10 protein-coding genes and 1 pseudogene are annotated in these 12,131 nt (G+C 69.9%); 10 read left to right on the top strand and 1 reads right to left on the bottom strand.

Annotation, left to right across the window (positions count from 1 at the left end; genetic code table 11):
- Positions 1-572: pseudogene (locus AB0B48_RS28110) on the bottom strand (hypothetical protein); the annotation flags it as partial.
- A gap of 144 nt (positions 573-716) precedes the next feature.
- Between AB0B48_RS28110 and AB0B48_RS28105 the strand changes: the two are divergent.
- The 10 genes from AB0B48_RS28105 (at position 717) to AB0B48_RS28060 (ending at position 11,731) form a co-directional block, all read left to right on the top strand.
- Positions 717-1,649, top strand: coding sequence for an ATP-binding cassette domain-containing protein (locus AB0B48_RS28105; RefSeq protein ID WP_357206732.1), 933 nt, complete (start codon positions 717-719; stop codon positions 1,647-1,649).
- A gap of 73 nt (positions 1,650-1,722) precedes the next feature.
- Positions 1,723-2,157, top strand: coding sequence for a hypothetical protein (locus tag AB0B48_RS28100; protein WP_357206730.1), 435 nt, complete (start codon positions 1,723-1,725; stop codon positions 2,155-2,157).
- Between the two features lie 258 nt (positions 2,158-2,415).
- Positions 2,416-3,213, top strand: a complete 798-nt coding sequence (locus AB0B48_RS28095; protein WP_357206736.1) for an ABC transporter permease — start codon at positions 2,416-2,418, stop codon at positions 3,211-3,213.
- Between the two features lie 33 nt (positions 3,214-3,246).
- The gene (locus AB0B48_RS28090) at positions 3,247-4,056 is read left to right on the top strand and encodes an ABC transporter permease (RefSeq protein WP_357206728.1); all 810 of its coding nucleotides are present in this window, start codon (positions 3,247-3,249) and stop codon (positions 4,054-4,056) included.
- A 64-nt stretch (positions 4,057-4,120) separates the two neighbouring features.
- On the top strand, positions 4,121-5,146 hold the full coding sequence (locus AB0B48_RS28085; protein WP_357206726.1) for a YihY/virulence factor BrkB family protein: 1,026 nt from the start codon (positions 4,121-4,123) through the stop codon (positions 5,144-5,146).
- A gap of 259 nt (positions 5,147-5,405) precedes the next feature.
- On the top strand, positions 5,406-6,584 hold the full coding sequence (locus tag AB0B48_RS28080; protein ID WP_357206724.1) for an ROK family protein: 1,179 nt from the start codon (positions 5,406-5,408) through the stop codon (positions 6,582-6,584).
- Between the two features lie 133 nt (positions 6,585-6,717).
- Positions 6,718-8,226, top strand: coding sequence for a sugar ABC transporter ATP-binding protein (locus AB0B48_RS28075; protein ID WP_357206734.1), 1,509 nt, complete (start codon positions 6,718-6,720; stop codon positions 8,224-8,226).
- The gene (locus AB0B48_RS28070; protein WP_355009798.1) at positions 8,223-9,350 is read left to right on the top strand and encodes an ABC transporter permease; all 1,128 of its coding nucleotides are present in this window, start codon (positions 8,223-8,225) and stop codon (positions 9,348-9,350) included. The genes AB0B48_RS28075 and AB0B48_RS28070 overlap by 4 nt, the downstream gene beginning before the upstream one ends.
- Before the next feature lie 98 nt (positions 9,351-9,448).
- On the top strand, positions 9,449-10,501 hold the full coding sequence (locus AB0B48_RS28065; protein WP_357206721.1) for a substrate-binding domain-containing protein: 1,053 nt from the start codon (positions 9,449-9,451) through the stop codon (positions 10,499-10,501).
- Positions 10,502-10,522: 21 nt separating this feature from the next.
- Positions 10,523-11,731, top strand: coding sequence for a Gfo/Idh/MocA family oxidoreductase (locus AB0B48_RS28060; protein ID WP_357206719.1), 1,209 nt, complete (start codon positions 10,523-10,525; stop codon positions 11,729-11,731).
- The last annotated feature ends 400 nt before the right edge of the window (positions 11,732-12,131 follow it).

Here is a 12,131-nt window from a genome sequence, read left to right as displayed (position 1 = left end):
GCGCCGACGGCGTTGCCGCCGCCCCCCCCCGGCCTGTCCCTCGCCGGCAGGACGGGGTAGAGGCAGGCCGCGACCGCCAGGGCGCTCAGAGCCCAGTCGGTCACTGTGGGCCGCGTCGACGCGGGTGCCGGGACGCGCCCGTCGCTGTCGCTCCCGGTGGCCTCGGCGCGGTCGGCGCGTGGTCGCCGGGCGCGTAGGCGGGCCGGCAGCCGCAGGTCGGACGGGTAGGCGAGGAAGACCAGCGGGAGTACGCCGGCCAGGAAGATGATCAGGTAATACTTGCTGCCCTGCGACAGGGGGCGGAACACCTGCCACAGGGCGAGAGCGCCGACCGCCAGCGCCGCCACGGTGAGGAGCAGACCCGCCGGCCCGGAGAGCACCCGCCCTGGTTTCTCGTCCTCGAACTGGGCGGCCAGGTCCCGAGTAGCCTGCTCGGCGACGCTCGGGTCGCTCGGCTCGGCTTCAGATCGCGGTCGGGGTGGCCCGCCGGGGCTCGCTGCGGGCCCGTCAACGGAAGAGTTGGCTGGTCGGGCACGTGACTGTGAACCATCGGGCGAGCTGATGGGCGGCACGGAAGGACGATACACGTCGATTGGCTGACGGGTGGGGCATCGATCGGCGTTTCGCCGTCGGTGGTACGGAAGTCACTGTGATCGGCCGGTCGCCGGCGGATATGTGCGTGGAGGGGTGTCGGACCGGGCGGTTAGGGTCGGGCGGTGACTTCGGGGCGACCACTGATTCAGGCTCGCGGGCTGGTGAAGCGGTTCGGCGATTTCACCGCCGTGGACGGCATCGACGTCGAGGTTCGCCCGGGTGAGGCGTTCGGCTTCCTCGGGCCCAACGGTGCGGGCAAGTCGTCCACCATGCGGATGGTCGGCTGCATCTCCCCACCCAGCGCGGGTGAGCTGCGCATCCTCGACATGGATCCGGTGGCTGACGGGCCGGCCATCCGGGCGCGCCTCGGGGTGTGCCCCCAGCTGGACAATCTCGATCCGGAGCTGACCGTCCGGGAAAACCTGACCGTCTACGCCCGCTACTTCGGCATCTCCCGCCGGGCGGCCCGGGAGCGCGCCGCCGAGCTGCTCGACTTCGTTCAGCTCACCGAACGGGCCGACAGCAAGGTCGAGCCGCTGTCCGGTGGCATGAAGCGTCGGTTGACCATCGCCCGAGCGCTGGTGAACGATCCGGAGATCGTGCTGCTCGACGAGCCGACCACCGGGCTGGACCCGCAGGCCCGGCACCTGGTGTGGGAGCGGCTGTTCCGGCTCAAGCAGCAGGGCGTCACGTTGGTGCTCACCACCCACTACATGGACGAGGCCGAGCAGCTCTGTGACCGGCTGGTGGTGATGGACGGCGGCCGGATCGTCGCCGAGGGCTCGCCCCGCGCGTTGATCGAGCAGCACTCGACCCGCGAGGTGGTCGAGCTGCGCTTCACCGCCGAGTCGCAGGAACCGTTCGCCGGCAAGCTCGACGGGCTGGGGGAGCGGGTCGAGGTGTTGCCCGACCGGGTCCTGCTCTACGTACCCGACGGCGACGCGGCGGTCGCCGAGGTCACCGCGCTGGGGCTTCAGCCGGCGAACGTGCTGGTCCGGCGCAGCGGCCTGGAGGATGTCTTCCTGCACCTGACCGGCCGCACCCTGGTCGACTGATCCACTCGGCTTCCTGCAAGTCGGGGTGATACGGCGCAGCGGACAGCCCGACTTCCTGAGACTCGAGTGGATCATGCGGGCCCTGCTCGTGGTGGGCAGCCTCGTCGCACTGCTCACCGCCGCGCTGGGCGGTGTGCTGTCCGCCCGACTGCGGGGGGCCGCCAGCCCTCGGGACCGGGCCGCCGACCGCCCGTACCTGCTCATCGTCCTGGCCGAGTTCGCCGCCGCCGGGCTGGGTGCGGCCGTGCTGGTCGCCGCCAACTGGTCCGAGTACGTTCCGGTGCTGGTCTGCCTGGTGGTCGGTCTGCACTTCTTTCCGCTCGCCCCGCTCCTGCGGGATCCACTGCTCCGCCCGCTCGGTGTCGCGCTGTGCCTGGTGGCCGCGGCGGGCCTCGTCACCGGCCTCGCCTCGGGGGTCTCGGCCGGGCTGGTGGTCGGCGTCGGCGCGGGAGTGCTGCTGCTCGGTTACGCCGTGCAGGCGCTGATCCGCGCGTACCGACCGGCCTGACCGGCTGCCGAGGGGACTCGCGGAGCCGACCAGCGGCCATGCCGGTCCAGATCCACTCGGCTTCCAGGAAGTCGGGGCATTGGGGCGGCTCTGACACCGCGACTTCCTGAAAACCGAGTCGATCAACGGGCGGGCCGGGGCGACGGGGGCCAGGCCGCGCGAAACCGAGCGACACGTCGGCGGGGTCGTCGTAGGGTGACCGGCGGTCTGTCGTACCCCTTGGGTAGACAGGTCGTGGTGGACGGCGCGGTGGGCGGGGTGATCGGGGTGAGTGTGACGGGAGCGGCGCGGTTCCCCTGGGTGCCGGCGTACGCGGTGTTCGAGCACTACCTGGTGGGTCTGCGGCGCACCTGGCGGGCCGGGGTGTTCTCGTCGTTCCTGCTGCCGGTGCTGACCGTCGTCGGGTTCGGGCTGGGCGTCGGCGCCTACATCGACCAGGGTGTCGGCGGGGTGCGTTACCTCGACTGGTTGGTCCCCGGGCTGATCGCCTCGACCGCGCTCCAGGTGACGGTCGGTGACTCGACCTGGCCGGTGTTCAGCAACTTCCAGTGGGTCAGGACCTACTTCGCGCAGGGCGCGTCGCCGCTTCGGGTGGGTGACATCGTGGCCGGGCACCTGGCGTTCGTGCTGTTCCGGGTGCTCACCACGATTGTGGCGTTCCTGCTGGTCACCGGGCTGTTCGGGGCGTTGCGGTCGCCGTGGGCGGTGGCCACCCTGCCGGTGGTCGCCCTGCTCGTGCTGGCCGTCGCCGCGCCGACCTTCGCGTACGCGGCGTCGGTGTCGAGCGACAGTTGGCTGGCGATGCTGTTCCGGTTCGCGGTCATCCCGATGACGCTCTTCGCGGGGGTGTTCTTCCCGGTCGAGTCGTTGCCCGAGGCGCTGCGCTGGCTGGCGTACGCGACACCGTTGTGGCACGCCGTGGACCTGTGCCGCGCGGCCACCCTCGGCGTCGCCGCACAGTGGTCGGCCGTCGGGCACCTGCTCTACCTGGCCGCCTGGGCGGTCGCCGGCTGGTTGCTGGCGGTGCGCGCGTTCCGTCGCAAGCTCGTCGTCTGACGAGCAACCCGAAGAGCAAGCAGAGAGGGTGTCGTGGTCACGCTGATCCTGCCCCGGCTGGTCGATGTCTCCGCCGCGTCCCGGCGGTCGGCGTCGGTGGTCGGGCGCAACGTCGCGGCGCTGAAGTCGGTCTACTGGCTGCTGCTGCTCTCCGGCTTCGTGGAGCCGCTGCTCTACCTGCTCTCCATCGGGGTGGGCGTCGGCGCGCTGGTCGGCGACCTGCCGCTGCCCGACGGGCGGCTGGTCTCGTACGCCGAGTTCGTGGCTCCGGCGATGCTCGCCTCCTCTGCCATGACCGGGGCGCTCTCGGAAACGACCTTCAACTTCTTCGGCAAGATGAAGTACATGAAGCTGTACGACGGGATGATCGCCACCCCGGTACGGCCGTTCGAGATCGCCGTGGGCGAGTTGGGCTGGGCGATGCTGCGGGGCAGCGCCTACTCGGTGGCGTTCCTCGGGGTGATGGTCGCGCTGGACCTGACCAGTGTCGGCCGCGCGTTGGCCGCCCTACCGGCTGCGGTGCTGGTCGGGTTCGCGTTCGGGGCGCTCGGCATGGCGATCTCCACCTTCATGCGCAGCTGGCAGGATTTCGACCTGGTGGGCTCCGCACAGTTCACGCTCTTCCTCTTCTCCGGCACCTTCGTGCCGGCGCAGGCCTACCCGACTTTGCTGCACTGGCTGGTCGAGGTCACCCCGCTGTACCGGTCGGTGCACCTGATCCGTGGGGTCGCGCTGGGCGGCGGTGGCTGGGTCTGGGTGCTCGACGTGCTCTACCTGCTGGCGATGCTGGCGGTCGGCCTGTACGTGGCCTCTCGACGGATGGGCAGGTTGCTCTACAAGTAGGGGTTATGTGCGCGCGTTCACGGGGCATGTCCGGAGGTGACACCACCGACGAAGAGGAGGGGCGATGGCCTCGGACGAGTCTTCCGCCCAGCGGGAGCGGGAGCATGATCCCGCGAACGCGCCGGTCGGGCCTGACGCGGGGCCGGACAGCCCCACCGACCTGCCCGGCAGCGGCTGGAAGGCGGCGTTGCGCCGGACGGTCCGCGAATTCCAGGACGACAGCCTGACCGACTGGGCGGCGGCACTGACCTACTACGGGGTGCTGTCGATCTTCCCCGGCCTGCTGGTGCTGATCTCCCTGCTCGGCCTGCTCGGCAAGAGTGCTACCGAGGGCGTCAAGGACACCGTCAACCAGGCGGTGCCGAACGACAGCATCCAGAAGATCATCGAGGGTGCGATCGATACCGCCCAGCAGAACGGCGGCCTGGCCAGCATCGCGGCGATCATCGGTCTGTTGGCCGCGTTCTGGTCCGCCTCTGGCTACATCGGCGCGTTCATGCGCGCCTCGAACACCATCTACGACGTGCCGGAGGGGCGGCCGATCTGGAAGACGCTCCCGATCCGGCTCGGCGTGACCGCGGTGGTCGGGGTGTTGCTGTTGGTCAGCGCGGTGATCGTGGTCTTCACCGGGCGTCTCGCCGAATCGGTCGGTGACGTGATCGGGTTGGGCTCGACGGCGGTCGCGGTGTGGGACATCGCGAAGTGGCCGGTGCTGCTGATCCTGGTCAGCCTGATGTTCGCGATCCTCTACTGGGCCTCACCGAACGCGCGGCACGGCGGCTTCCGCTGGGTCAGCCCGGGCGGGGTGCTGGCCGTGGTGATCTGGTTGGTGATCTCCGGCCTGTTCGCCTTCTACGTGAGCAACTTCAGTTCGTACGACAAGACGTACGGGACCCTCGCTGGGGTGATCATCTTCCTGGTCTGGCTCTGGCTGAGCAACATCGCGATCCTGCTGGGGGCCGAGTTCGACGCCGAGTTGGAGCGGGGCCGCGCCATCGAGGCGGGTCACGACGTTGACGACGAGCCGTACGTCGAGCTGCGCGACGACCGCAAGCTCCGCAAGAAGCGGAATTCTGCCGGCCGTCGCTGACGGCCCCGCGCGAATCGCCCCGCCACCGAGGATCGGCTGGCGGGGCGTTTGCGTGTCCGTCGATGGAACTGTTGGCGAGGGGACGCGGCCGGTCCGTGATCCTTTCCTTGATCGACTAGTAGCTTTTGTTCTTTCGGACAAAAGTTGGTCTCGGAACGGCTGAAGCTCTGGACAGGCGGCGTCGAACGCTCTTACTGTGTCGGACACAACACACCGACATTGCGTCGATGTGAACGCTGCCAATGAAGAGGGGGCCCAGGTGCGCACCGTCGACCCCCTGCACGTGCGCCTGTTGCGACTGCTCCGCGACGAGGGCGCTGTGTCCCGGGCCGAGCTGGGCGACCGGCTCCAGATGCCGCGTCCGCGCATGCTTGCTGAGCTGGATCGCCTGGTGGCGTTGGGTTATGTCGCCGAGGCCGGGCTGGCCGCGTCCCGAGGTGGGCGTCGCTCGACTCTCGTCGAGCTGAACCCGAAGCTGCGCTTCGCCGCCGTCGACCTCGGCGCCAGTTCGATGGACGTCGAGGTGGTCAACGGCCGCCTCGAACCGGTGGCCCACTACGCCGAGGCAGCCGACATCCGCAGCGGCCCGAAGGTGACCCTGCAACGAGTGAACGAGCTGCTGCACAAGGCCCGGGTCGACGGCGCGTACGAGCGCCTGGACGCCGTCGGCATCGGCGTACCCGGCCCGGTCAGCTTCCGCGACGGCGTGCCGGTCTCACCGCCGATCATGCCGGGCTGGGACCGATTCCCGGTGCGTGAGCTGCTCAGCCGGGAGCACGGCTGCCCGGCGGTGGTCGACAACGACGTCAACATCATGGCGATCGGCGAGCGGCACGGCGGGGTCGCCCACTCGGTGGACGACTTCCTCTTCGTGAAGATCGGCACCGGCATCGGGTGCGGCATCTACCTCACCGGCGAGGTCTATCGGGGCACCGACGGCTGTGCCGGCGACATCGGCCACATCCAGGTCGACTCGCACGGTCCGATGTGCTCCTGCGGCAACGTCGGCTGCCTGGAGGCGCTGTTCAGCGGCGCCGCGATGGCCAAGGACGCCGCAGCCGCCGCCCGCAGTGGGACGTCGCCGGCGCTGGCCGAGCGGCTGGCGCTGCGGGGTGTCGTCACCGCGCTCGACGTCGCCGAGGGCGCCGTCGAGGGCGACGTGACCTGCATCCAGCTCATCCGGGACGGCGGACGGCGGGTCGGCGGAGTGCTCGCCGGTCTGGTCAGCTTCACCAACCCGTCCATGATCGTGATCGGTGGAGGGCTGGCGCAGCTGGGCCACATCCTGCTCGCCGAGATCCGCAGTGTGGTCTATCGGCGGTCGCTGCCGCTGGCCACCGGCAACCTTCCCGTCGTCCTGTCCGAGCTGGGCGGCCGTGCCGGTGTCACCGGCGCGGCGGTGCTCGCCAGCGACGTCGCCTTCGGGGAAGCCGCATGAAGCTGTTCGAGATTCCGTCGTGAGCGAGGAGGAGACTGTGGCTCTGCCCGAGGATGACCCCGCCACCGCGTCGGCCGAGGCCGTCGCCGAGGCGCCGCTGGTCGAGGCTCCCGCCGACACCGTCGCGGGCGAGGTGGTCCTGCGCCTCACCGATCTGGTGAAGACCTTCCCCGGCGTACGCGCGCTCGACGGCGTGCAGCTGGAGGTGCGTGCCGGCGAGGTGCACTGCCTGCTCGGGCAGAACGGCGCCGGCAAGTCGACCCTCATCAAGGTGCTGGCCGGGGTCCACCAACCGGATTCCGGGCTGGTGGAGTGGCGCGGCGAGCCGGCCACGTTCGCCAACCCGCAGGCCGCCATGAAGGCGGGCATCGCCACGATCTACCAGGAGCTCGACCTCGTCGAGGACCTGTCGGTAGCGGAGAACGCGTTCCTCGGGCACGAGTACCGCAACTTCGGTTTCGTCCGGCGCGGCCGGATGGCTCGGCACACCCGCCAGATCCTCAGCCGGCTCGGCCACGGTGAGATCCCGCCGAATCGGATGGTCCGGTCCCTGCCGGCGGCCGGCAAGCAGATCGTCAGCATGGCGCGGGCGCTGTCGCACGAGGCGCGACTGATCATCATGGACGAGCCGAGCGCGGTGCTGGCCCACGACGAGGTCGGCAACCTGTTCCGGATCATCCGGGAGCTGACCGCGCAGGGCATCGCCGTCATCTACATCTCCCACCGCCTGGAGGAGATCCGCGAGATCGGCGACCGGGTCACGGTACTCAAGGACGGCCGGACCACGGCGGCGAACCTGCCGGCGCGCGACACCCCGACCCGCGACCTGGTGAGCCGGATGACCGGCCGCACCATCGAGTACGTCTTCCCGGACCGGCCGACCGACGACCCCGCCGGCGCCGAGCTGCTCCAGGTGCAGGGGTTGACCCGCACCGGCGAGTTCGCCGACGTGTCGCTGAACGTGCGTGCCGGGGAGATCGTGGGCATCGCGGGTCTGGTCGGCTCCGGGCGTTCCGAACTACTGGAGACGATCTACGGTGCCCGCCTCCCGGAGGCCGGCACGGTGCAGATGGACGGAAAGGTCCTACGGCCCGGCGTCGGCGCTGCGGTTCGCGCCGGCATGGGAATGGCCCCGGAGGAACGCAAGAGCCAGGCCCTGCTGCTCGGCGAGCCGATCTACCGCAACGTCACGCTGGCCACCTTCGGCCGGTACGCGCGCCTCGGCTTCACCAACGCCGCCAAGGAACGCGCCGAGGCGGACCGGATCGCGGAGACCCTGGAGCTGCGGCCCCGGGACGTCGACCGGCCGGTACGCACGCTGTCCGGCGGTAACCAGCAGAAGGTGGTGGTCGGGCGTTGGCTGCTCGGCGGCACCAAGTTGCTGCTTCTCGACGAGCCGACCCGAGGCGTGGACGTGGGCGCCCGAGCCGAGCTCTACCAGGTAATCCGGGCATTGGCCGCTCAGGGCGTGGGGGTGCTGCTGGTCTCCAGCGAGGTGCCCGAGGTGCTGGGTCTGGCCGACCGGGTGCTGGTGATGCGGGAAGGGCGTGTCGTCCGCGAAGCCGCGGCCGGCGAACTCGACGAGAACACTGTGCTTGACCTCGTGATGGCGGGGTCCTTGATGGAAGGCGCACCGGCATGAGCGACGCGACTCCCACTCCCACCGCGACACCGGAGCGCCCGCAGCTTCCGGCGCAGTCGCCTCCGGTGGACCCGGCGGAGACGGCGGTGGCCAGCGACAAAGCAGGATCCGGGGGCAAGCTTTCCTGGTGGCGGGGTGACGGTGGCGACGGTGCCAAGCGCAACCTCGGCCTGATCGGGGTGCTCGCCGCGCTCATCGTGGTCGGCGCGGTCACCAAGCCCGACCTGTACGGCGACCCGAACTGGGTCTGGAACAACGTCCTGGCCATTCTCCAGTTGGCCTCGGTCGTCGGCGTGGTCACGGTCGGGATGACCTTCGTGATCATCGGTGGTGGCATCGACCTGTCGGTCGGCGCGATCGTCGCGCTCGCCGGGGTCTGGTGCACCACAGTGGCCACCCAGAGCTACGGCGCCGCCGGCATGATCTTCACCGCCCTCGCGGTCGGCGTCTGCGTCGGCCTCGTCAACGGTGTGCTCATCTCGTACGGGCGGCTGGTCCCCTTCATCGCGACGCTCGCGATGCTGGTGGCCGCGCGGGGGCTCGCGGCTTCCATCTCCAACAAGCAGACCCAGGTGTCGAGCAGCACCTTCATCAACGACATCGCCGCGCGCAAGGTGATCGGTATCCCGATCCTCGTCTACATCCTCGGCGCGGTGGTGCTGGCCGGTTGGGTGGTGCTCAACCGCACGACCTTCGGCCGGCGGACCATCGCCGTCGGCGGTAACCCGGAGGCGGCCCGGCTCGCCGGCATCAACGTCCGGCGGCACACCATGCTGCTCTACGCGCTCTCCGGTCTGTGCTGCGGTATCGCCGCCATCATGCTCACCTCGCAGGCCACCTCGGCGCAGGCGGCGATGGCCAACCTGTACGAGTTGGACGCGATCGCCGCGGCGATCATCGGCGGGACGCTGCTCAGCGGCGGCCGGGGCACGATCGTCGGCTCGCTGCTCGGCGTCATCATCTTCGCCACCATCACGAACCTCTTCGCCATCAACGGCCTCTCCATCGAGGCGCAGAACATGGTCAAGGGCGGCATCATCGTCGCCGCCGTCCTGGTCCAGCAGTTCCAGTTCAAGTCCGTCACTCGGCTCCTCGCGCGGAACAGGGTCACCACCGCAACCTGACGCACCGCACCGTTGTCCTGGCGACGTCGAGAACGTTCGACGGTGGCCGGGCCTCGCACACCCTCGATAAGTCAAATCCCGCTCCCAGGAGGTCATTCATGACCCAGCACAGTCGCGACCTGTCGCGCCGCCGGTTGCTCTTCGGTGGAGCCGCAGTGGGCGCTGCCACCCTCCTCACTGCCTGCACCAGCAACGAGACCCCGGCCGCCAGCACCCAGACCAAGGCCGCCGGAAACAGTGAGGGCAACAACGCCCCGGGCAAGAAGGTCGTCATCGGCTTCTCCGCCCCGGCCGCCGACCACGGCTGGATGGGCGCGATCCACGCCAACGCCAAGGCCCAGGCCGCGGCCTACTCGGACGTGGAGTTCAAGGAGGTCGACGGTGGGTCGAACTCCGAGGCCCAGCGCTCCACGCTCGGCACCCTGATCGCCCAGAAGCCGGACATCATCGTCGTGCTGCCGCACGACGGCAAGGAGGTCAACGCCGTTGCCCTCCAGGCCATGCAGGCGGGCATCCCGATCGTGAACCTCGACCGGGCGTTCCCCGACGCGCTGGCCTCGCGGCTGGTCATCAAGGGCGACAACTACGGCATGGGCGTGTCGGCCGGTCACTTCATCGGCAAGATGCTCAAGGACAAGGGCGTCGCCAACCCGGTCATCGGTGAGATCGCCGGCCTGGAGATCCCGCTGACCGTCGAGCGCAGCGCAGGCTTCAAGGCCGCCCTGGCGACCTACGGGTTCACGGTGCGCAACCGTCGTTCGGCCGAGTTCACCTCGGACAGCGGCCAGCGCGAGGCGTCCCAGCTGCTCCAGGCGCTGCCGAAGATCGACGCCGTCTGGAACCACGACGACGACCAGGGCATCGGTGTGCTCGCGGCCATCAAGCAGGCCAACCGGTCGGAGTTCTTCATGGTCGGCGGCGCGGGCTCCAAGCTCGCGATCGACGCGATCAAGGCCGACAACACCGTGCTGAAGGCCACTGTCACCTACAACCCGTCGATGGCCTCCTCGGCGGTCTCGCTCGCGCGGCTCATCGCGCAGGGTCGGGGCCTGGGCGACCTGACGGAGCTGCAGGTGCCCAAGGAAGTGACCCTGGCCTCGGAGACGATCACCAAGGAGAACGCGAGCAGCTACGACAAGCTCGGGTTCTGACATACCGGGGGGAGACCCACCTTGTCCACGACAGACAAAGAACTGCGGGTCGGCATGGTCGGCTACGCGTTCATGGGCGCCGCGCACTCACAGGCGTGGCGCACCGTGAACCGCGTGTTCGACCTGCCGACGCGGGCCCGGATGGCGTTGATCTGCGGCCGAGACACAGCGAAGGTGGCGGACGCCGCCGACACGCTCGGCTGGGACGCGTACACCACCGACTGGCGTGACCTGATCAACCGGGATGACATCGACGTTGTCGACATCTGTACACCGGGCGACAGTCACGCCGAGATCGCTCTCGCCGCGTTGGCCGCGGGCAAGCACGTTCTGTGCGAGAAGCCGTTGGCCAACTCGGTGGAGGAGGCACGGGCGATGACCGCTGCGGCGGACGTCGCCCGGGCTTCCGGAGTGCGGTCGATGTGCGGGTTCAACTACCGCCGGGTCCCCGCGGTCGCGATGATGCGCCAGTTGGTCGCCGACGGACGGCTCGGGGTGATTCGACACGTCCGTGCGACGTACCTGCAGGACTGGATCGTGGACCCGCAGTTCCCGCTGGTCTGGCGGTTGCAGAAGGACAGGGCGGGCTCCGGCGCGCTCGGTGACATCGGTGCGCACATCATCGACCTGACCCAGTTCGTCACGGGTCAGCGGATCAGCGGCGTCAGCGCGGTCACCGAGACCTTCGTCAAGGAGCGGCCGTTGCCCGCCGAGTCGAGCGGTCTGGCGGCCTCGGTGGACGGCCACGAGGCGCCCACCGGGACGGTCACCGTCGACGACGCCGCGGTCTTCGTGGCGCGACTCGACGGTGGCGCCCTGGCCACGTACGAGGCGAGTCGGTTCGCTACCGGCCGGAAGAACGCGCTGCGCGTCGAGATCAACGGCTCGCTGGGCAGTGTGGTCTTCGACCTGGAGCGCCTCAACGAGCTGGAGTTCTACGACGCGACCCGCCCGACTGTGGAGCAGGGCTTCAGCCGCATCCTGGTGACCGAGGGCGAGCACCCGTACATGTCGGCGTGGTGGCCCCCGGGCCACATCATCGGCTACGAGCACTCGTTCACGCACGAGATGCGCGATTTCATCGAGGCGGTCGCCACCGGTGTCGACCCGACTCCCTCCTTCGCCGACGCGTTGCAGGTCCAGCTGGTGCTGGACGCGGTGGCCCGCTCGGCGGAGCTCGGCTCCTCCTGGGCCGAGGTGGAACCGACCCTGACCGCGGCGGCTCTCTGACCATTGACCATCCGCGACGGCGGTGTTCGCACCGCCATCGCCCGACTGGCTTTCCGAAGCCGACCGGCGAGGGACCAGCCACGGATTGCGCCCCGTGGCCGGGACAGAGGTCGGCATCGGAGAGCGTGCAGCCGGGCCCTACGGCCCGGTGGCGCACGAGCAGGACGGTCGTCCGGTGCGACCGGACCGGGATTCCCCGGCCGCACCGGAGGACCGCCACCACCGGTGACCTCCGGAGGACCTGATGACACCGCCCGCCGCCGCCCCCGCCCGTACCGCACCCGCTCGCCGATTCCCGGCGGGTAGTGGTTCGGTCGGTGTTCCGGTGGGCGCGGCGGCCTGAGACGCCCGGCCCGGGGACAACAGGGCCCCGACCGGCCCGGAGCGGGGGAGGGAGGGT

Source organism: Micromonospora sp. NPDC049089, assembly GCF_040648775.1.
GTDB lineage: Bacteria > Actinomycetota > Actinomycetes > Mycobacteriales > Micromonosporaceae > Micromonospora.
Note: the sequence above shows the minus strand (reverse complement) of the source record. Positions and strands in the feature narration are given on the sequence as shown.